This is a genomic window from Stutzerimonas kunmingensis (assembly GCF_014764705.1).
Taxonomy (GTDB): domain Bacteria; phylum Pseudomonadota; class Gammaproteobacteria; order Pseudomonadales; family Pseudomonadaceae; genus Stutzerimonas.
The window spans coordinates 38,264-59,918 of the sequence record NZ_JACXXG010000020.1 but is presented as its reverse complement, the minus strand read 5'-3'; the positions used below and the strand labels follow the sequence as shown (position 1 = coordinate 59,918).

General features: G+C 63.4%; 17 protein-coding genes. 12 read left to right on the top strand and 5 right to left on the bottom strand.

Annotation, left to right across the window (positions count from 1 at the left end; translation table 11 throughout):
• Positions 1-59: 59 nt before the first annotated feature.
• The 5 genes from purH to IEG05_RS15260 all read left to right on the top strand — a co-directional run bounded on the left by purH (position 60) and on the right by IEG05_RS15260 (position 8,229).
• Positions 60-1,664, top strand: coding sequence for a bifunctional phosphoribosylaminoimidazolecarboxamide formyltransferase/IMP cyclohydrolase (gene purH, locus IEG05_RS15280; RefSeq protein ID WP_046620332.1), 1,605 nt, complete (start codon positions 60-62; stop codon positions 1,662-1,664).
• A gap of 199 nt (positions 1,665-1,863) precedes the next feature.
• Positions 1,864-3,156, top strand: a complete 1,293-nt coding sequence (gene purD, locus IEG05_RS15275; RefSeq protein ID WP_046620330.1) for a phosphoribosylamine--glycine ligase — start codon at positions 1,864-1,866, stop codon at positions 3,154-3,156.
• A 116-nt stretch (positions 3,157-3,272) separates the two neighbouring features.
• On the top strand, positions 3,273-6,080 hold the full coding sequence (locus IEG05_RS15270) for a hybrid sensor histidine kinase/response regulator (protein ID WP_046620328.1): 2,808 nt from the start codon (positions 3,273-3,275) through the stop codon (positions 6,078-6,080).
• A 369-nt stretch (positions 6,081-6,449) separates the two neighbouring features.
• Complete coding sequence (locus IEG05_RS15265) at positions 6,450-7,397, top strand: lysylphosphatidylglycerol synthase transmembrane domain-containing protein (protein WP_046620323.1); 948 nt, start codon at positions 6,450-6,452, stop codon at positions 7,395-7,397.
• Positions 7,398-7,497: 100 nt separating this feature from the next.
• Positions 7,498-8,229: a VC0807 family protein gene (locus tag IEG05_RS15260; RefSeq protein ID WP_281429800.1), complete on the top strand. Its 732-nt coding sequence runs from the start codon at positions 7,498-7,500 to the stop codon at positions 8,227-8,229.
• A gap of 54 nt (positions 8,230-8,283) precedes the next feature.
• Here the strand turns inward: IEG05_RS15260 and IEG05_RS15255 are convergent, their stop codons facing one another.
• From IEG05_RS15255 to IEG05_RS15235, 5 genes are all read right to left on the bottom strand, one after another.
• A complete protein-coding gene (locus IEG05_RS15255) occupies positions 8,284-8,493 on the bottom strand; it encodes a small membrane protein YohP (protein WP_152664414.1) in 210 nt (69 codons plus the stop codon).
• The gene (locus tag IEG05_RS15250) at positions 8,480-9,379 is read right to left on the bottom strand and encodes an AEC family transporter (RefSeq protein WP_046620319.1); all 900 of its coding nucleotides are present in this window, start codon (positions 9,377-9,379) and stop codon (positions 8,480-8,482) included. Before IEG05_RS15250 ends, IEG05_RS15255 begins: the two co-directional genes overlap by 14 nt.
• A 112-nt stretch (positions 9,380-9,491) precedes the next feature.
• A complete protein-coding gene (rfbD, locus tag IEG05_RS15245; protein WP_046620317.1) occupies positions 9,492-10,412 on the bottom strand; it encodes a dTDP-4-dehydrorhamnose reductase in 921 nt (306 codons plus the stop codon).
• A gap of 271 nt (positions 10,413-10,683) precedes the next feature.
• Positions 10,684-11,391: a DNA/RNA nuclease SfsA gene (gene sfsA, locus IEG05_RS15240; RefSeq protein WP_045666841.1), complete on the bottom strand. Its 708-nt coding sequence runs from the start codon at positions 11,389-11,391 to the stop codon at positions 10,684-10,686.
• Positions 11,391-12,563, bottom strand: coding sequence for a pyridoxal phosphate-dependent aminotransferase (locus tag IEG05_RS15235; RefSeq protein ID WP_046620315.1), 1,173 nt, complete (start codon positions 12,561-12,563; stop codon positions 11,391-11,393). The genes sfsA and IEG05_RS15235 overlap by 1 nt, the downstream gene beginning before the upstream one ends.
• Before the next feature lie 191 nt (positions 12,564-12,754).
• On the opposite strand from IEG05_RS15235, the gene dksA reads away from it, so the two are divergent.
• From dksA to folK, 7 genes are all read left to right on the top strand, one after another.
• On the top strand, positions 12,755-13,201 hold the full coding sequence (gene dksA / locus IEG05_RS15230; protein ID WP_046620314.1) for an RNA polymerase-binding protein DksA: 447 nt from the start codon (positions 12,755-12,757) through the stop codon (positions 13,199-13,201).
• A 90-nt stretch (positions 13,202-13,291) separates the two neighbouring features.
• Positions 13,292-14,197 (top strand): tRNA glutamyl-Q(34) synthetase GluQRS, encoded by a 906-nt coding sequence (gluQRS, locus tag IEG05_RS15225; RefSeq protein WP_046620313.1) that lies wholly within the window; start codon positions 13,292-13,294, stop codon positions 14,195-14,197.
• Between the two features lie 95 nt (positions 14,198-14,292).
• Positions 14,293-14,469 (top strand): hypothetical protein, encoded by a 177-nt coding sequence (locus tag IEG05_RS15220; protein WP_003284901.1) that lies wholly within the window; start codon positions 14,293-14,295, stop codon positions 14,467-14,469.
• On the top strand, positions 14,453-17,407 hold the full coding sequence (locus IEG05_RS15215) for a sensor histidine kinase (RefSeq protein WP_191122339.1): 2,955 nt from the start codon (positions 14,453-14,455) through the stop codon (positions 17,405-17,407). The genes IEG05_RS15220 and IEG05_RS15215 overlap by 17 nt, the downstream gene beginning before the upstream one ends.
• Before the next feature lie 61 nt (positions 17,408-17,468).
• Positions 17,469-18,881 carry a sigma-54-dependent transcriptional regulator gene (locus IEG05_RS15210; protein ID WP_041016135.1) on the top strand — a complete coding sequence of 471 codons (1,413 nt, stop codon included), beginning with the start codon at positions 17,469-17,471 and terminating at the stop codon, positions 18,879-18,881.
• Between the two features lie 736 nt (positions 18,882-19,617).
• Positions 19,618-21,012, top strand: a complete 1,395-nt coding sequence (locus IEG05_RS15205) for a polynucleotide adenylyltransferase PcnB (protein WP_046620309.1) — start codon at positions 19,618-19,620, stop codon at positions 21,010-21,012.
• Positions 21,013-21,540 (top strand): 2-amino-4-hydroxy-6-hydroxymethyldihydropteridine diphosphokinase, encoded by a 528-nt coding sequence (gene folK, locus IEG05_RS15200; protein WP_046620306.1) that lies wholly within the window; start codon positions 21,013-21,015, stop codon positions 21,538-21,540. It begins immediately after the preceding gene.
• Positions 21,541-21,655 lie beyond the last annotated feature (115 nt).

The following is a 21,655-nucleotide window of genomic DNA, read 5'->3' as shown; positions in this document are numbered from 1 at the left end:
GCGGCTGTCCGCACCTGCCGCCTTCGCGGACTCAAGCCTGTAGCCTCTAGGAAACGTCAATGACCGACCATACCACCCGCCTTCCCGTGCGCCGCGCGCTGATCAGCGTGTCCGACAAGACCGGCGTCGTCGACTTCGCCCGCGACCTCGAAGCCCTCGGCGTCGAGATCCTCTCCACCGGCGGCACCTTCAAGCTGCTGCGTGACAACGGCATCGCGGCTGTCGAAGTGGCCGACTACACCGGCTTCCCGGAGATGATGGACGGCCGGGTGAAGACCCTGCACCCGAAGATCCACGGCGGCATCCTCGGCCGCCGCGACCTGGACGGCACAGTGATGGCCGAGAATGGCATCGCGCCGATCGATCTGGTGGCGGTCAACCTCTATCCGTTCGCAGCCACGGTGGCCAAGCCCGGATGCACCCTGCCGGACGCCATCGAGAACATCGACATCGGCGGCCCGACCATGGTCCGCAGTGCGGCGAAGAACCACAAGGACGTCGCCATCGTGGTCAATGCCGAGGACTACGCGGCAGTGGTCGACAACCTGAAGAACGGCGGGCTGACCTACGCCCAGCGCTTCGACCTGGCGCTCAAGGCGTTCGAGCACACCGCCGGCTACGACGGCATGATCGCCAATTACCTGGGCGGCATCGACCAGAGCACCGAGCAGCTCAGCACCGAAAATCGCAGTCTGTTCCCGCGCACCTACAACATGCAGTTCATCAAGGCGCAGGATATGCGCTACGGCGAGAACCCGCACCAGCAGGCCGCCTTCTATGTCGAGAAGCCGGACGAAGCCTGCGTCGCCACCGCCAAGCAACTGCAGGGCAAGGAGCTGTCGTTCAACAACGTGGCCGACACCGACGCCGCGCTGGAGTGCGTGAAGAGCTTTACCAAGCCGGCCTGCGTGATCGTCAAGCATGCCAACCCATGCGGCGTGGCGGTCGTACCGGAAGATGAAGGCGGCATCCGCAAGGCCTACGACCTGGCCTACGCCACCGATAGCGAGTCGGCCTTTGGCGGCATCATCGCCTTCAACCGCGAGCTGGACGGCGACACCGCCCAGGCCATCGTCGAGCGCCAGTTCGTCGAGGTGATCATCGCGCCGAAGGTCTCTCAAGCCGCGCGTGAGGTAGTGGCCAGCAAGGCCAACGTGCGCCTGCTCGAATGCGGCGAGTGGCCCGCCGAGCGCAGCCCGGGCTGGGACTACAAGCGCGTCAACGGCGGCCTGCTGATCCAGAGCCGCGACATCGGCATGATCACCGAAGCAGACCTGAAGATCGTCACCCAGCGCGCGCCGACCGAGCAGGAGATCCATGACCTGATCTTCGCCTGGAAAGTGGCCAAGTTCGTCAAGTCCAACGCCATCGTCTACGCCAAGAACCGCCAGACCGTCGGCGTTGGTGCCGGCCAGATGAGCCGCGTCAACTCCGCGCGCATCGCCGCGATCAAGGCCGAGCACGCCGGCCTGCCGGTTCCTGGCGCGGTGATGGCCTCGGACGCCTTCTTCCCGTTCCGCGACGGCATCGACAACGCGGCCAAGGCCGGCATCACCGCGGTGATCCAGCCAGGTGGCTCAATGCGTGACAACGAAGTGATCGCCGCGGCTGATGAAGCCGGCATTGCCATGGTGTTCACCGGCATGCGCCATTTCCGGCACTAAAATCGGCCGCACTCGGACAGGCATCTGCGGCGTTGCCCGACTCCTCCCCCATGCTCATTGCCAGAAGGCAACTCCGCTGGGTGAAGAATCGGGCGCCTTGCATCTACCAGCCCGATCGCGACCTCGGTATTCGTAGGGTGGATAACGCTTCGCTTATCCACCAAGCGGGCTACCGGCCCGCCTCCATTGGGAGAGAGAAATGAACGTACTGATCATCGGCAGCGGCGGCCGCGAGCACGCCCTGGCCTGGAAGGTCGCGCAGGATCCACGCATCGCCAAGGTCTTCGTCGCCCCGGGCAACGCCGGCACCGCCACTGAAGCCAAGTGCGAGAACGTCGCCATCGACGTACTGGCCATCGAGCAACTGGCGGATTTTGCCGCTGCCAACGTACAACTGACCATCGTCGGTCCGGAAGCACCGCTGGTGAAGGGCGTAGTCGACCTGTTCCGTTCGCGCGGCCTGGACATCTTCGGACCGACCGCCGCCGCCGCGCAGCTGGAAGGCTCCAAGGCCTTCACCAAGGACTTCCTGGCGCGCCACGCGATTCCCACTGCCGACTACCAGAACTTCACCGAAGTCGAGCCGGCATTGGCCTACCTGCGTGAAAAAGGCGCGCCGATCGTCATCAAGGCCGACGGCTTGGCCGCCGGCAAGGGCGTGATCGTCGCCATGACCCTGGCCGAAGCCGAGGAAGCGGTGCGCGACATGCTCTCCGGCAACGCCTTCGGCGACGCCGGCGCGCGCGTAGTCATTGAAGAATTCCTGGATGGCGAAGAGGCCAGCTTCATCGTCATGGTCGACGGCGAGAACGTGCTGCCGATGGCCACCAGCCAGGACCACAAGCGCGTCGGCGACGGCGACAGCGGCCCGAACACCGGCGGCATGGGCGCCTATTCGCCGGCTCCGGTGGTCACCGCCGATGTGCATAAGCGCGTGATGGACGAGGTGATCTACCCGACCGTGCGCGGCATGGCTGCCGAAGGCAATGTCTACACCGGCTTCCTCTACGCCGGTCTGATGATCGACAAGGCTGGCCAGCCGAAGGTCATCGAGTTCAACTGCCGCTTCGGCGACCCGGAAACCCAGCCGATCATGGTGCGCCTCGAATCCTCACTGGTGCTGCTGGTCGAAGCCGCGCTGGCCAAGGCGCTGAACAAGGTCGAGGCGACCTGGGATCCGCGCCCGACCGTCGGCGTGGTGCTGGCCGCTGGCGGCTACCCGGGCGATTACGCCAAGGGCGATGTGATCGAAGGGCTGGACGATGCCGCTGCGCTGGATGGCAAGGTGTTCCATGCCGGTACCGCTCTAAACGACCAGGGCCAGGTCGTCACCGCCGGCGGCCGCGTGCTTTGCGCAACGGCCATCGGCCGCACCGTCTCCGAGGCGCAGCAGCAGGCATACCGTCTGGCGGAAAAAATTCACTGGAATGGCTGTTTCTATCGCAAAGATATCGGCTATCGCGCCATCTCCCGGGAGCTGGGCGACAGCTGAGCGTAGCCAGGCGCCAGGAATGCGTGCGGCGCCAAGTTTTATCGCTGCCGCACGCATTACAGGCCGACAAAGGCATGGCTATAATCGGCCGTCACACACATGAACGGACTTCTCAAGTGGGTCGGCTCCGGATTGCCATCGCTGTTTTCTTCGGCCTGCTGCTGATCAACCTGATCCCGCTTCCGGCCCTGGCGTCCATTACCCAGTCGCCGCCCTCCCCCGCACTATCCGCTCCACCCAATTCCGTGCCACAGAACTGGCGCATGCTGATCGACCAGTCGGGAGGGCTTACGCTCGACGAGGTGGTTTCCCAGCGCGCACTGTTCCAGCGTCTCGAAAAACTCTCCTACAGCGCTCCGGCCAGCGACCGAGCGGTCTGGCTGCAGGTCAGCCTACCGTCACTGACACGACCGAAGTGGCTGTGGCTGTTTGCACCACGGGTGCAGTATCTGGACTTCTACCTGTTGCGTGACGGCCAGCTCGAGCAGCATACGGCGACCGGGGAACTACGTCCCTTCAGCGCCCGGCCATTGCCCAACCGGGCGTACTTGTTCAGCCTTCCCAATGACGGGCAGCCGCGCGAGGCTTATATCCGCCTGCAGTCCAGCCATCCAATGATGACCTGGTTCAAGACCATTGATGAAGCCGGCCTGGTCAGCCTGAGCAAGCCTGCCTACCTGTTTGGTGCGCTGTTCGGTGCACTGGCGTTGCTGATGATCTACAACCTGCTGCGCTTTGCCTACACGCTCAGCTACACGCATATCTGGCTGAGCCTGCTGCACGGCGCCCTGCTGGCCTGCGCCATGGCCAATCTCGGGGTCATGGCGGCGTGGCTGCCCTGGCTGACCTACAGTCAGCCGCTGATCGCCGACCTGTCGGCGATGGCCGCCAGCGCCGCGCTGCTCGGCTACACGCTGGGTTTCTTCCATCACCGCAGGCGAACCTGGATCACCTGGCTGTTGGGCATCGAACTCAACCTGGTACTGGCGCTGGCAGCCAGCATCCTGCTCGGTCAGTGGCCGTGGTACAGCTGGCTGATCTATTCGCTGGTGCTGGCCGCATCGTGCAGCACTCTGTTCGTCGCGATCTATCACTGGCGCCAGGGCTATCAGCCGGCGCGCCTGGTGGTGGCCGGAACGACCCTGTTCAACGTAGGCATGATCTTCTTCATGCCCATGTTGCTGGGCTTCGACCAGCTCGACCCGGGCTGGCTGACTGGCGGCCTGTTCAGCCTCGCGACCCTCGCAGGGCTACTACTCAGCTTTGCCCTGCTCGAACGTCAACGGCAGCGCCAGACCGACAGCCGCACCCAATTCACCGCAGCGGCCGTCAGCAGCGCGGAACTCAAGACCAAGGCCGATTTCCTGTCCAAGATCAGCCATGAACTGAGAACGCCAATGAACGGCGTGCTGGGCATGAGCGAGTTGCTGCTGGGCACATCGCTGTCGGCCAAGCAACGCGACTACGTCCAGACGATTCATAGCTCCGGCAACGAACTGCTCAATCTGATCAACGAGATTCTCGACATTTCCAAGCTGGAATCTGGCCAGATCGAGCTGGATGACGTGCAGTTCGATTTCAACGCGCTGATCGAAGACTGTCTGAGCATCTTCCGCGCCAAGGCCGAACAGCAGAAGGTCGAGCTGATCAGCTTTATCCAGCCGCAGCTGCCGCAGGTCGTGACCGGCGATCCGACCCGTCTGCGCCAGACCCTTCTCAACCTGCTGGAGAATGCCTTCAAGCAGACCGACGAGGGCGAGGTGCTGCTGATCGCCGCGGTCGACGGACCGCCCGAGAGCCCGCGCCTGCGCATCACCGTGCAGGATAGTGGGCGTCCGCTTGAGGCGTACGAGCGCGACGCACTGCTCAATGCCGCAGTCGACAGTCATGACTTTCTTGCGGCGACACGCCATGGCGGGCGCCTGGGGCTGATCATCGCGCGCCAGCTGGTGCAACTGATGGATGGTGATTTCGGTATCCAGACTGGCACCAGCCAGGGCAACACCTTGTGGATCAGCCTGCCGCTGGCCAGTGAAGGGCTGGCGCAGAGCAATGCCGACCTGGACGGGCCACTGCAAGGCACTCGCCTGCTGATCGTCGATGACAACGACACCTGCCGCAAGGTACTGGTCCAGCAATGCAGCGGCTGGGGCCTGGAGGTTAGCGCCGTTGCGTCGGGCAAGGAGGCGTTGGCCCTGCTGCGGACCAAGGCGCACCTCAAGGAATACTTCGATGTGGTCCTGCTCGATCAGGACATGCCCGGCATGACCGGTATGCAGCTGGCGAGCAAGATCAAGGAAGATTACAGCCTCAACCATGACGTCCTGCTGATCATGCTCACCGGCATGAGCAGCGCACCGAGCAAGATCATTGCGCGCAATGCGGGTATCAAGCGCATCCTCGCCAAACCGGTCGCCGGTTACACGCTGAAGACCACCTTGGCTGACGAACTCGCGCAGCGCCAGCCGGGCACCCAGCAGCGCCAGGCAACGGTGCCGCAGAACCTGCCCGCGCTCGAAGTCCCTAGTGACTTCCGCATCCTGGTCGCCGAGGACAACAGTATTTCCACCAAGGTCATCCGCGGCATGTTGAACAAACTCAACCTGCAACCGGACACCGCCTGCAACGGCGAAGAGGCGCTGGAGGCGATCAAGGCGCAGCCGTATGACCTGGTCCTGATGGATTGCGAGATGCCCGTGCTCGACGGCTTTCAGGCCACCCACCAGCTGCGTGAATGGGAAGCCAGGAATGCGCGCCGGCGTACTCCCGTCGTTGCCCTGACTGCGCATATCCTCAGCGAGCACCGCGACCGCGCGCGAGAAGCTGGCATGGACGGTCATATGGCCAAGCCGGTGGAACTCTCGAACCTTCGCGAACTTGTCGACCACTGGGTTCGCGTCAAGCAGGCAGAGAGCGTCGACTGACCGCGCCCTACCGTCCCCGCAGGCTTCCAATCCCTGACAACAGTCGACATCCCAGATTCCAGGCAAGCACCGCACTGGTACCGCTTCTACACCCCCTACACCACATGCACAGCATCGCCTCAGGCTACCGATGCCCAGACGACCGCCCTGGCATCGGCGCTCTCCTGCGAGATACCAATCCAAGCGGAACCTCCTCCTACCGGTCCGAGCGAGAAGACCACTTGGGTGAAAAACTGAACAAAACCGGTCGCCAGCTGCCGATTGTTTGACGATTCGAGAACAGGTAGAGGTTTGGCATGGCGGTCGATCAGGGATGAGTGTGCTTCAGCGCAAGACGTGGCCAATCCTCTTCCCTCAAGGAGCCACGTGATGATGAAGCGGAGCGATGTCGCCTGGACCCTCATCGGAGTCCTCGCCGTGCTGCTGTCCGGCTACCTGCTGTACCACGAAGTTCGCAACATCTCGCTCAGCGAGCTTACCGACAGCCTGCAGGCGATCGGCGCGCGGCGTTGGCTGCTGGCCGCGCTGTCGACCCTGGGCGCCTATGTCGCGCTGGCCTGGTACGACCGCATCGCGATGGCTCATCTGGGCAAGAAGATGTCCTGGTGGTTCATCGCACTCTGTTCCTTCACCACCTACGCGCTGGCGCACAACATCGGCGCATCGGTGTTTTCCGGCGCCCTGGTGCGCTATCGCGCCTACCGCAGCCGGGGCCTGACGCCCCAGGAAATCGGCATCCTGATCGTCTTCTGCTCGCTGACCTTCGCGCTGGGCACCCTGCTCGCCGGGGGCGCCGTGCTGATTCTGAAACCGCAGCTTCTTCATCGGGCTGTCGATAGCGACAGCTGGGTATCCATCGTCGTCGGTTCGACCCTGCTCATGCTGGTCGCGCTCTATGCGTTCGGCGCATGGCGTCAGTTGCCACCCTGGCGGCTGGGCAAATGGCACATCGAGTACCCGCGACTGCCAATCGTCGGCCGTCAGCTGCTGGCGGGCCCGCTTGAGCTGCTCTGCGCCGCGGCGATCATCTACTTCGCGCTGCCGCCGGAACAAAGCCCGGGCTATCTGACCGTCCTTGGCGTATTTCTCGCCTCCTTCACCCTGGCATTGCTGTCCCACGCACCCGGCGGGCTCGGTGTGCTGGAGCTGACCTTCGTCGCCGCCCTTCCGGAAATTCCCACGGTGGACGTGCTGGCAGCACTCATCGTGTTCCGCGGTTTCTATCTGCTACTGCCCTTCGCTCTGGCCATGATCGTCGTACTGATATTCGAGTACGGCCAATGGCGCGCGAAACGCAGCGCAGCGCCCGAACATTGATGATGGGGAAACGATACCAATCGCCATCCCGACGAAGATGGTATGGCGAATGACCGCAACACAGGCGATCATGCAGCCCTCTCCAGACCAACCCGATGTCATGACCGATACCGACCAGACCCACGCCGAACACAAACCGCGCCCGCTAATCGACCTGGCCGTCAGCATTCTGATTCCCTCACTGATCCTGATGAAGCTCAGTGGTGAAGACCGCCTCGGCGCAGACGGTGCACTGCTGCTTGCCCTGGCCTTTCCGCTGGGCTGGGGGCTGTGGGAGCTGGCCAAATACCGCAAGTTCAACTGGATAGCCCTGCTCGGCCTGATCAGCGTGCTGCTGACTGGCGGCATCGGGCTGCTTCAGCTCGATACCCAGTGGCTCGCCATCAAGGAAGCAGCGGTTCCCGGCATCATCGGCATCGCCGTGCTGGCCTCGACGCGCACCCGCTACCCGCTGATTCGCACCCTGCTGTACAACCCCAAAGTGCTCAACGTGGACAAGATCCACGAACAGCTCGAGCAAAACGGCCAGGTCGAACACTTCGAAACGCGGCTGCTGCGGGCGACCTACCTGCTCAGCGGCACCTTCTTCTTCTCGTCGTTCATGAATTACGTGCTGGCCAAATGGATCGTCAACAGCCCCGCCGGCAGCGAAGCCTTCAACGCCGAATTGGGCCGCATGACCCTGCTCAGCTACCCGATGATCGCCATTCCCAGCATGTTGATGATGATGGCGATCTTCTTCTACCTCTGGCGCACCATCCACGGGCTGACCGGCCTGCGACTGGAGGACATCATGGCAACCTCGGCGCAGGAACCGCGCAGCAACAAATAGCCGCGCATGAAAAAGCCGGCGGGCTTGCGCCGGCCGGCCTGTCGCCCCCTCTCGTCAGAACAGCAGCTTGAATATCCCGATCACCACGATCAGGCCGATGATGAAGATGATGCCTGCGGTCCCGCCGATGAATTTCAACATGCCATGCTCTCCGGTTTTTTTCAGGTCTGTGATTTTTGTGACAGTCCTGTCCCGGAGCCGTTCGTCAAAACTGCAGCGGAGTCCTAGTCGCTGACCGCTGAGCGTTCCACTAGCCAGCCGCAAGCAGCATCCATAGCGGCAGGCTGATGACTGCAGTCACGGTCGAGAGAAACACGGTCGAGCTGACCGCTCGCGTGTCCTCGGAATGCTTGACGAACGCCAGCACGTTAACGCCGCTCGGGCAGGCTGCAAGCAGCACCAGCACGTTGCGTGCATCCTGATTCAGGCCTGGCAGCAACCCGCTCAGCCACCAGACCAGTGCCGGAAACGCCGCCAGCTTGACCAGCGTCAGCAGCAGCGCCGTCCCGTTTGGCCGCAGGCGATAGCGCGACAGGCTGATGCCCAGCACCATCAGCGCACAGGGCAATGCCGCCTGCGCCAGCCATACAGCGACGCGCCAGAGCGGCTCGGGCAGCTCGAACCCGGAAAGATTCAACAGGGCACCGAGCACCAGACCGATGATCAGCGGATTCGCCAGATTCCTCAGCAGCGCCGGAGCGCTGACCTTGTCGCCGTCACCCAGTGCCGCGTAGAAGCTCTGCAGCGAGAACAGGACGAGACTGTGAAACACCAGGATGGCGAACACATAGACCAGGCTTTCAGCGCCAAGCAGCGTGGTCACCAGCGGGATGCCGACCAATACGTTGTTCGAGTAGGCGGCCGTAAGACCAAGCGGAGTGGCGCGCCCGGCGCGGCGGTGAGCAACCAGATTGACCAGCAGGAACACCAGCAGCACCGGTACGAAATAGGCCAGCAGCAGCATTGGCGACATGCCATCACTCAGCTCGGCGCGGGCGATCCCGGTAAACAGCACTGCCGGCATGAACAGCTTGAAGGTGACATTGGCCAGCCCGGCCGCTCCTTCGTTGTTGAGCCATTGCCGCCAGCCGAACAGATAGCCGAGCGTGATCAGACCGAAGATCGGCAGGATTGCCAACACCACTACCATGCTGCGCCCCTTCTAGAGCCGAACGTCAGGCCACGCCTTGGCGCGGGGGCGCAAGAATACACCGGAGATCAGGAAAATCGCACGGCGCCGGGTAACTGCCGTGCACTTTCTGTCAGGCGCGGGAGGACCGCTCACGGCTGAACGCCGGGTGCTCCTGCTGACGCAGGATCGCCAGCACATCGGCCAGGTCTTCCTGCCAGTGACGGGGCGCGAGGCAAAAGGTCGACTCGAAGCGGCTGCAGTCGAGCACCGACCAGGCCGGCCGCCGGGCGGGAGTCGGGTACTGCGCCGTGGCAATCGGCGACACCGTCGGCTGCCGCGAGATCAGCCCGGCGCCTTCGCCCTGACGGAATATTTCCACGGCGAAGTCGTACCACGAACAAGCCGGTACGCCGCTGTAGTGGTACACCCCCCAGGCGAGATCCGCGCCGGCTGCGTAGCGGCGTGCCAGTTCGAGCAACACCGAAGCGATGCTGCCAGCCTGGGTCGGGCAGCCTATCTGGTCGCTCACCACGCCAAGCGCATCGCGCTGTCGGGCGAGCCGCAGCATGGTCTTGACGAAGTTGTGCCCGTGCACGCCATACACCCAGCTGGTGCGAAGGATCAGATGCGATTGCAGACGCTCGCGGATCGCTTCCTCGCCCGCCAGCTTGCTCGCACCGTAGACGCCGGTCGGCCCGGTTTCGTCGCTCTCGGTATAGGGACGATCGGCCTCACCGGAGAACACATAGTCGGTGGAAATATGGAACAACGGAACGCCAGCGTGCTCGGCCGCCTCGGCGAGGTGGCGCGCGCCGTCGCGGTTCACCGCATAGGCCTGCTCACGATGAGATTCGGCATTGTCCACATGGGTATAGGCGGCCGCATTGATGATCAGCCCGGGACGTTGACGCATCACTGCCGCAACCTGCTCGGGTTGCGCGATGTCCAGCTGGGCCCGTGCAGGCGCCAGCACCTCCAGCCCGAAACTTGCTGCCCGTTCCACCAGTTCTCGACCCACTTGGCCGCCGGCACCGCAAACGAGGATTCGCATTCTTTGTAGCCTCATCGACGACGCCCGCGCCAGGCGCGAGCGTCCGAAATTAGTTTCATCCACGGCGCTACACGCGCATCAGAGATGTCGCGCTGTCGCCGCAGGAGCCATCGAAAACGGGCTGGAACGCGTCGTAACGCCGCGTCGAACAGCGGAGCAGAGCCTTCCCGTATGTGATGGATGTGGTTTCCAGCCTCGTTGAGGCCAGACGAAAGGCGCTTTGTTCCCGAGCCGGGCAGAAAAATTTCCAACCGTCATGACCGTCCACCCATCAGAGCAATACCGGCAATCGGCCAGCAATACGCAACTCCTCGACGGAAAGATCGACGCCGTAAGCCAGCACTTCCACGCCTGCCGCCTGCGCTTCCCGCAGCGCAGCGGCATAGGCCGGATCGATCTCCTCGGCCGGCCGCACAGCTTCGATGCCGCTCAAATTGACGCAGTACAGCTGCACCGCACGCACACCGGCACGGGCCAGCGTCGCCAGCTCACGCAGGTGCCTGGCGCCGCGTGTCGTTACGGCGTCGGGAAAGGCCGCCACTGGCGTTTCGGCAAAGCCGAGGGTGACACTCTTCACCTCGACGAAGGCGGCAGTCCCGGCGTAGTCGAGACGAAAATCCACCCGGCTGTTCTCCACGCCATAAGCCACCTCGCGCTTGAGCGTCGTGAAACCGGCCAGCTCGGCAATCTGCCCGTTCAGCAGCGCCTCCTCGACCAGCGGATTGGCCCGCGCCGTGTTCACGCATGCCAACCGCCCCTGCGGGGTTTCGACCAGCTCCCAGGTCCCCGGCAATTTGCGCCGTGGATCGCTGCTGCGCTGGAACCACACCCGCGCACCCTCGCCCATGCAATTGAGCATCGAGCCGGTGTTGGGGCAGTGGATGCACAGCGCTTCGCCCTCGTCGGTGATGATATCGGCAAGAAAACGCTTGTAGCGCCTGACCAGTCGCCCCTGCTCCAGCGGTTGCGCGAAACGCATCAGGATTGCCAGCTGCGCAAGCCGCGGGCAATGCGCTCGACAGCCTGTTCCAGGCGCGGCAGGTCCTGGGTGTAGGCGAAACGCACATGATGTCCGGCCTGGAAGCGGCCGAAATCCAGGCCTGGGGTGATCGCGACGAATTCGGTTTCCAGCATGTACTGACAGAACGCGTAGGCATCGCCGCCGAAGGCACTGATGTCGGCGTACAGATAGAACGCGCCTTGCGGCTCGACCGCGATGCCGAAGCCCAGCTCGCGCAAGGCTGGCAGCAGGAAATCGCGGCGACGGGCGAACTCGCCACGGCGCGCCTCGAGGATCTCCAGCGTCGCCGGCTCGAAGCAGGCCAGGGCTGCGTGCTGAGCCATGCTCGGCGCGCTGATATAGAGGTTCTGCGCCAGTTTCTCCAGCTCCGGCACCGCAGCCGGCGGCGCCACCAGCCAGCCCAGGCGCCAGCCGGTCATGCCGAAATACTTGGAGAAACTGTTGAGCACGAAGGCGTCATCGTCGACTTCCAGCACGCTCGCTGCATCCACACCGTAGGTCAGCCCGTGGTAGATCTCGTCGACTACCAAATGGCCGCCACGTTGTCTCAGCGCCGCGGACAGCCTGGCCAGTTCGTCACGCTCCAGCAGCGTGCCTGTCGGATTGGCCGGCGACGCGACCAGCGCACCGACGCTGTCGCGATCCCAGTAGCGCTCGACCAGCTCCGGGGTCAGCTGATAACGAACCTCCGGGCCGACCGGCACCAGTTGCGCAGAGCCTTCGACCAGGCGCAGAAAATGCCGATTGCATGGGTAGCCCGGATCGGCGAGCAACCAGTGCTTGCCCGGATCCACCAGCAGGCTGGCAGCCAGCAGCAGCGCGCCGGAACCACCGGGCGTAATCAGGATGCGTTCGGGGTCAATGGATAATCCGTAGCGCTGCGCATAGAAACCGGCAATGGCTTGACGCAGCTGCGGCAGGCCGCGGGCGGGTGTGTAGCGCGTATGCCCGGCGGCCAGCGCGGCTTGACCTGCAGCCACGATGGGCGCTGCGGTGGTGAAGTCCGGTTCGCCGATTTCCAGATGAATGACGTCGTGGCCTTGAACTTGCAGTTGGTTGGCCCGCTCCAAAAGCGCCATGACGTGGAAAGGTTCTATTGCGCGGCTGCGCGCACTGTATGACGAGGTCATCTGACCTTCCTGTTGAGAACGAAACGTGAATTCTACCCAAGGTCCTGATGCCGCTGCAGTTACTGTTGGATTCGGGAGTAGCGCGCCCCGATCCGATCTGGTAAGTTCGCCCGCTTGCAGCCGCAGGGCCGGCACGGGCCGGCAAGGGACAAATCATCCTGCGCAATGGACATAGCGAGAGGCGTTCATCCATGCCCATTACCAAAGAAACACCGTCGAACAAGCAACTGATTCGCGCCTTCGAGCCCTATAAGGAAAGCAAGGGCGAGGAATACATGAGCGACAAGATGCGCGCCCACTTCACCGGCATCCTGAACAAGTGGAAACAGGAGCTGATGGAAGAGGTCGATCGCACTGTGCACCACATGCAGGACGAGGCTGCCAACTTCCCCGATCCGGCCGACCGTGCCAGCCAGGAAGAAGAGTTCAGCCTGGAACTGCGCGCCCGCGACCGCGAGCGCAAGCTGATCAAGAAGATCGACGAGACGCTGCAGCTGATCGAAGACAACGAGTACGGCTGGTGCGATTCCTGCGGCGTCGAGATCGGCATCCGCCGACTGGAAGCCCGCCCTACCGCTACGCTCTGCATCGACTGCAAGACGCTGGCGGAGATCAAGGAAAAGCAGATCGGTTCCTGATCCCGAACGGGGCGCTTCGGCGCCCCGCTTCATTTCCAGCCCCTGCAGCGTTTCATCCGCCCCGCCATCCCAGATAGCGCCGGCCCCAACATGCCCTTTCCTGCCCAGTCCCAAACCCATCACTACGTCGGCCGTTTTGCCCCGACACCCAGCGGCTATCTGCATTTCGGCTCACTGGTGGCCGCCCTCGCTTCCTATCTTGACGCCCGCGCGGTCGGCGGCCGCTGGCTGCTGCGCATGGAAGACATCGACCCGCCACGGGAGATGCCCGGCGCCCAGCGAGCCATCGTCGAGACGCTGTCGAGCTACGGATTCGAATGGGACGGCGAAATGTTGCGCCAGAGCGAGCGTCAGGTCGCCTACGGCGCAGCCATCGAGCGCCTGCTGGATGAAGGCTTGGCGTATGCCTGCACCTGCTCGCGCAAGCAGCTCGAAGGCTATCCGGGCCCATACCCGGGTTTCTGCCGCAACGCCGGCCACGGCCTCGACGACGCAGCCATTCGCTTGCGGGTGCCTGATCGCGAATACGGTTTCATAGACCGCGTGCAGGGCGAATTCCGCCAGCACCTGGGTCGCGAGGTCGGCGATTTCGTGATCCGTCGTCGCGACGGCTTGATCGCCTATCAGCTGGCGGTGGTGCTGGATGACGCATGGCAGGGAGTAACCGACGTCGTACGCGGTGCCGATCTGCTCGACTCCACGCCGCGTCAGCTGTACCTGCAGGAAGTGCTCGGTCTACCCCAGCCGCGCTATCTGCATCTGCCGCTGATCATCCAGCCGGATGGACACAAGCTGGGCAAGAGTTACCGCTCGCCACCCTTGCAGCCTCACGAGGCCAGTCCGCTGCTGCTGCGTGCTTTGCGCGCGCTGGGCCAGCATCCGCCCACAGAGCTGAACGACGCACTGCCAGCCGACATCCTCGCCTGGGCGGTGCTGCACTGGGACGCTCAGCGCATCCCTCGCACACGGACACTGGCCGAATCGCAGCTGCGCTAGGCGGATTGCCACGCTGCGCCAGCTTTTGCCTGCCGCAGGTGGCTTGCCGCCCGCCGCTGCTCTACCATCGCCCCACTTCCGACACGAGACCCGGCATGTATATCTACCGACTGGTGCTGCTCCTGGTGGTGGGGATCTATCTATTCTCCCCCGCCATCATGGACTGGTGGATCGACCCCAACGGGGCCTGGTATCGGCCCTACGTGCTGTGGCTGATCCTCATCGTGGTGACCTTCATCCTCCAGAGCCAGCGTGATGCAGACGAGCTTTAGCCTGAGCCACCTGATCCTGATCAGCGTTGCCTACCTGATCATGCTGTTCGGCGTCGCCTGGGTCAGCGAGCGCGGATTGATTCCTCGCTGGGTAATCCGCCACCCGCTGACCTACACATTGTCGCTGGGCGTCTACGCCAGCGCCTGGACCTTCTACGGCACGGTAGGTCTGGCCTACCAGTACGGTTACGGCTTTCTCGCCACCTATCTCGGGGTTTGCGGCGCGTTCCTGCTGGCGCCGGTGCTGCTCTATCCGATCCTGCGGATCACCCGCACCTACCAGCTCTCGTCACTGGCCGATCTGGTCGCCTTCCGCTTTCGCAGCACCTGGAGCGGGGCGCTGACCACGCTGGTCATGCTGATCGGCATGCTGCCGTTGCTCGCTCTGCAGATCCAGGCGGTGGCCGACGCCATCGGCATTCTCACTCTGGAGCCGCTGCAGGAGCGCGTGGCGCTGGGCTATTGCCTGATGATCATGCTGTTCACCATCCTCTTCGGCGCCCGCCACATCGCCACGCGGGAGAAGCACGAAGGCCTGGTGTTCGCCATCGCCTTCGAATCCATCGTCAAGCTGGTGACCTTCGGTGCCATCGGCCTCTACGCCCTGTATGTGGTATTCGGCGGCCCGCATCAGCTGGAAATCTGGCTGCTACAGAACCAGTCGGCGCTGCAGGCATTGCACACGCCCTTGCAGGAAGGGCCCTGGCGCACACTGCTGCTGGTGTTCTTTGCCTCGGCCATCGTGATGCCGCACATGTATCACATGACCTTCACCGAGAACCTCGATCCTCGCGGCCTGGTGAGCGCCAGCTGGGGCCTGCCGCTCTATCTGCTGCTGATGAGCCTGGCCGTGCCGCTGATCCTCTGGGCCGGACTCAAGCTGGGGGTCAGCACCAACCCCGAGTACTTCACCTTGGGCCTGGGCATCGCCGCACAGAGCGAAACCCTGGCACTGCTGGCCTTCGTCGGCGGTCTCTCGGCATCCAGCGGGCTGATCATCGTCAGCACCCTGGCACTGTCGGGCATGGCGCTCAACCACTTGGTGCTGCCGCTGTATCAGCCATCCAGCGAAGGCAACATCTACCGCTGGCTGAAGTGGACGCGCCGCAGCCTGATCTTCGCCATCATCATGGCCGGTTACGGCTTCTACCTGCTGCTCGGTGCCGAGCAGGACCTGTCCAACCTCGGCATCGTCGCCTTCGTCGCCACCCTGCAGTTCCTGCCGGGCGTGCTGTCCGTACTCTACTGGCCGACCGCCAATCGCCGCGGCTACATCGCGGGCCTGCTGGCCGGCATCGGCGTCTGGGTAGTGACCATGCTGCTGCCGCTGGTAGGCAACCTGGACGGTTTCTACATTCCGCTGTTCAACGTCGTCTATGTACTGGACGACACCAGCTGGCATCTGGCGGCAATCGCGTCACTGGCGGTCAACGTCCTGGCGCTCTCGCTGTTCTCGATCTTCAGTGAAACCAGCCCCGAGGAGCAGAGCGCTGCCGAGGCCTGCGCCGTAGAGAACGTCCGCCGCCCGCAACGGCGCGAACTGATCGCCGCCTCACCACAGGAGTTCGCCACTCAGCTGGCCAAGCCACTGGGCGCCAAGACCGCGCAACGGGAGGTGGAACAGGCCCTGCGCGATCTGCAGCTACCGTTCGACGAGCATCGCCCCTACGCGCTGCGCCGCCTGCGCGATCGTATCGAAGCTAATCTCTCCGGCCTAATGGGCCCCAGCGTAGCCCAGGACATCGTCGAGAACTTCCTGGCCTACAAGAACGGTGCCGACGGCTACATCACCGAGGACATCCACTTCATCGAAAGCCGCCTGGAGGAGTATCACTCGCGCCTGACCGGCCTGGCCGCGGAACTGGACGCCCTGCGCCGCTATCACCGCCAGACATTGCAAGAGCTGCCCATGGGGGTCTGCTCGCTGGCCAAGGATCAGGAAATCCTCATGTGGAACCGTGCGCTCGAGGAACTCACCGAGATCCCCGCGCTGCAAGTCGTCGGCTCGCGCCTGACGACCATCGCCGAACCCTGGCGCAGCCTGCTGAGCGACTTCATCGAGCAGGCCGATGAACACCTGCACAAGCAGCGGCTAGCACACAATGGGCATCGCCGCTGCCTCAATCTGCACAAGGCAGCCATTGCTGAGCCACTGGCACCGGGCAACAGCGGCCTCGTGCTGCTGGTCGAGGACCTGACCGAAACACAGCAGCTCGAAGACCGCCTGGTTCACTCCGAACGCCTGGCGAGCATTGGCCGCCTGGCCGCCGGCGTGGCGCACGAGATCGGCAATCCGATCACCGGCATCGCCTGCCTGGCGCAGAACCTGCGGGACGAACGCGAAGGCGATGGAGAGATCGTCGAGATCAGCGGCCAGATCATCGAGCAGACCAAACGCGTATCGCGCATCGTGCAATCGCTGATGAGCTTCGCCCACGCCGGCGAGCGCCAGCACCAGCTGTATCCGGTGAGCCTGGCGCAGGTGACGCAGGACGCCATCGGCCTGCTCTCACTCAACCGCAACCGCACCGAAGTGCAGTTCATCAACATCTGCGATCCGACACATTTCGCCGAGGGCGATCCGCAGCGCCTCGCCCAGGTGCTGATCAACCTGCTATCCAACGCCCGCGACGCGTCGCCGCAAGGCGGCTTGATCCGCATCAGCAGCGAAGTTGCCGAACAGACGGTGTACCTGACGGTGGAAGACGAAGGCAGCGGCATTCCGAAGGACATCCAGGACCGGCTGTTCGAGCCATTCTTCACCACCAAGGACCCTGGCGAAGGCACCGGCCTGGGCCTCGCGCTGGTCTATTCGATCATTGAAGAGCATTATGGCCAGATCGATATCGACAGCCCGGCCGACCCGGAAACACAGCGCGGCACCCGTTTTCGCATCACCCTGCCGCGGCATGTCGAAGCGTCCCATGCCGTAAGTTGAAGAGGCGACTGCCGTACCGGCCCTTTACCGGTTATGCCTCCAGACCGTCGAGAGAGTACTGATGTCACACATTCTGATCGTCGAAGACGAAACCATCATCCGCTCCGCCCTGCGACGCCTCCTCGAGCGTAACCAGTACGAGGTCAGCGAAGCCGGCTCGGTGCAGGAAGCACAGGAGCGCTACAGCATCCCGGGTTTCGACCTCATCGTCAGCGACCTGAGACTTCCCGGCGCCCCCGGCACCGAGCTGATCAAGCTCGCCGAAGGTACGCCGGTGCTGATCATGACCAGCTACGCCAGCCTGCGCTCGGCCGTGGACTCGATGAAGATGGGCGCAGTCGACTACATCGCCAAACCGTTCGACCATGACGAGATGCTGCAGACCGTGGCACGCATCCTCACCGACCATCAGCACAACACCGCGGTACAGGCGCAGCCCTCCCGTGGCGCAAGCGCCGCCTCAGCGACAACCGACCGAGAAGACATCGGCATCATCGGCCACTGCGCGCCCATGCAGGACCTGTTCGGCAAGATCCGCAAGGTCGCACCGACCGATTCCAACGTGCTGATCCAGGGCGAATCGGGCACCGGCAAGGAACTGGTCGCCCGCGCTCTGCATAACCTCTCGCGCCGCGCCAAGGCCCCGATGATTTCCGTCAACTGCGCGGCCATCCCGGAAACGCTGATCGAATCCGAACTGTTCGGGCACGAGAAAGGCGCCTTCACCGGCGCCAGCGCTGGCCGCGCCGGGCTGGTCGAAGCCGCTGACGGTGGCACTCTGTTTCTCGACGAGATCGGCGAACTGCCGCTCGAGGCACAGGCACGTCTGCTCCGGGTCCTGCAGGAAGGCGAGATCCGCCGGGTTGGCTCGGTGCAATCGCAGAAGGTCGATGTGCGCCTCATCGCCGCCACTCACCGCGACCTGAAAACCCTGGCCAAGACCGGGCAGTTCCGTGAAGACCTCTACTACCGGCTGCACGTCATCGCGCTCAAGCTGCCGCCGCTGCGCGAGCGGGGTGGTGACGTGCTGGAGATCGCCAAAGCGTTCCTGGCACGCCAGGGCGAGCGCATGAGCAGCGACGACCTGCATTTTTCCCGCGATGCCGAGCAGGCGATCCGTCACTACTCGTGGCCGGGCAACGTTCGCGAGCTGGAAAACGCGATCGAGCGCGCAGCCATTCTCAGCGAAAGCCCGGAGATCGATGCCGAGCTGCTGGGCATCGATATCGAGCTGGACGAACTGGACGACGATTTCGACGAGCCGCTTGGCACCATTCGCGGCATTGCCACGGGCAACGAGCCGACCGAGGATCTGTCGCTGGAGGACTACTTCCAGCACTTCGTACTCGAGCATCAGGATCACATGACCGAGACCGAGCTGGCTCGCAAGCTGGGCATCAGCCGCAAATGTCTGTGGGAACGCCGCCAGCGCCTGGGAATTCCGCGGCGCAAGTCGAGTAGCGCGGCCGGGTAATCTGTTACCGCCAGCCATGACTCGTAACAAAAACCGGGAGCAACGGTAACGCTGCCCCGGTTTTTTATTGCCCGCCTCAGCCCAGGCAATTACCAAGCCGTTGATAAATAAGGATTTTCAAAATCTGGCACGACAACTGCTTACTTACAGGCACAACAACAATAACAAGCAGATCCCACAATAAGAACAAGACGTAACGGCTCCAGCAAAATAACGACAAGAAGGCGGAGGCGCAGCTAACTGATTCTTTTGGAGAGGACTTGCCACGGGGTTCGCCCCACGACCAGGCCGAGAACAACAAAAAACTGCATTAGCAGGGCCCGCACTGGTTGGATCGAAGATCAAGGCAAAGTCAGCGACCAAAGAAATCCGTTTGCTATTAGCTCCCAGTGTGGAGTGCTCCTGACGGCCACGGCCCGATGGAACAGGCGAACAACAAGAACAGCAACGCCTGAGCGACTAATAACAATAAAGCACGCAACAGTATTCAAAGGGGAGCTTCGGCTCCCCTTTGTGCTATCCGGGGCTTACCCATTTTCCTTCACAGCAGTCTTACTGCTCGACAATCGCGCGGCCTCCGCCCTGCGCCAAGCACTGCCTGCGTGACGCGGCGCACGATGCTTTTTGACACCTCCCTGCGCATCGTTCAACATCCAGCACTCTCGGTGCTAGAATCCGCGCAGGTTTCGCGGCCATTCGCGACACCGGCCCGTCTTCCGCCACACAGTTGCCCCCCATGCTGAAAAAGCTGTTCCAGTCTTTTCGTCTTCCTCTGCGCCGCATCCCGCATCCCCGCCGCACACCTGAAATTCTGTCCAGCCGGCAGCATTCCCTGCATCGCAACGAGATCAGTCGTTACGCGGTGAGCGTGGTCGAACGACTGCAGCAGGCGGGTTACGAGGCATATGTGGTCGGCGGCTGCGTGCGCGACCTGCTGCTGCAGCTGAATCCCAAGGATTACGACGTTGCGACCAGCGCGACCCCCGAACAGGTCCGCGCCGAATTCCGCAACGCCCGCGTGATCGGACGCCGTTTCAAGCTGGTGCATGTGCATTTCGGTCGCGAGATCATCGAGGTCGCCACCTTCCGCGCCAGCCATCCGGAAGAGGATGACGACGACGCCAGCCATCTCGCTTCGCGCAACGAGAGCGGCCGCATCCTGCGTGACAACATCTATGGCACCCTCGAAGACGATGCCCAGCGCCGCGACTTCACCATCAATGCGCTGTATTACGATCCGACTACCGAGCGCATCCTCGACCACACCCGTGGCGTACACGACATCCGCAATCGCCTGATCCGTCTGATCGGCGACCCCGAGCAGCGCTATCAGGAAGACCCGGTGCGCATGCTGCGTGCCGTGCGTTTCGCCGCCAAGCTCGACTTCGAGATCGAACGGCACAGCGCCGAACCCATCGTCGACCTCGCCGACCTGCTCGACGGCATTCCCTCGGCACGCCTGTTCGACGAAGTGCTCAAGCTATTCCTCGGCGGCAAGGCCGAGCGCACCTTCGAGCTGCTGCTCGAATACGATCTCTTCGCCCCGCTGTTCCCGGCGAGCGCCGCAGCACTCGAGCGCAACCCGGAATACGCCGGCACGCTGATCCGCAACGCCCTGGCCAACACCGACCTGCGCATTCAGCAGGGAAAACCGGTGACGCCGGCATTCCTCTTTGCCGCACTGCTCTGGCCCGCCCTGCCCGCCCGCGTACTGGAACTGCAGGACCGTGGCATGCCGCCGATCCCGGCGATGCAGGAAGCGGCGCACGACATCATCTGGGAGCAGTGCCAGCGCACCGCGATTCCCAAGCGCTTCACCATCCCCATGCGCGAGATCTGGGACATGCAGGAGCGCCTGCCGCGCCGCCAGGGGCGCCGCGCCGATCAGTTGCTGGAAAATCCGCGCTTCCGCGCTGGCTACGATTTCCTTCTGCTACGCGAAAGCGCCGGAGAGAAAACCAACGGCCTCGGCGACTGGTGGACCGAATATCAGGAAGCCAGCGACAGCGAACGTCGCAACATGATTCGCGGCCTCAGCAACAAGGAAGAAGCCGGCGGAGCGAAGAAGCGTCGTCGCGGGGGGCGCCGTCGCCGTGGTCCGGGCGACAACGCCGCCAACCCGGCCGAGTAAATGGAACGCGTCTACATCGGCCTGGGCAGCAACCTGGCCGATCCGCAAAAGCAACTGCGCGGCGCCCTGCAAGCGCTGGCTGACTTGCCACAGAGCAGTCTCGCAGCAGTATCGTCACTCTATGCCAGCGACCCACTCGGACCAGCCGACCAACCACGTTACGTCAACGCCGTAGCCGCTCTGGACACCAGTCTCGCGCCGCTCGATCTGCTCGACGCCCTGCAACGCATCGAGCAGGCCCAGGGTCGCGAGCGCAAGGCGGAGCGCTGGGGCCCGCGTACGCTGGATCTGGACATCCTGCTGTTCGGCGATCGCCTGATCGCCGAACCCCGTCTGCAGGTTCCGCATTATCACCTGCAAGCCCGCGCATTCGTGCTCTACCCGCTCGCTGAAGTCGCTCCGGCGGAGTTGCTGCTGGCCGATGGTCGCCGACTCGTCGACCTGCTCGCTGCCTGCCCCTTCAGCGGTCTCGAGCGGCTTGGCGATGACGGTGTCACCGCCGCGGTAACGAACGTAACGCGCGGGTAACACTCGCGATTGACTTACTCTGTCGCCGCCGGGACTATAAGCGCCCTCTGCCATCCGCGGCCCCATGCACCCAACCGGTGCGCCGCGCGGCAACCCTGACCTCCGAGGCTCGAAG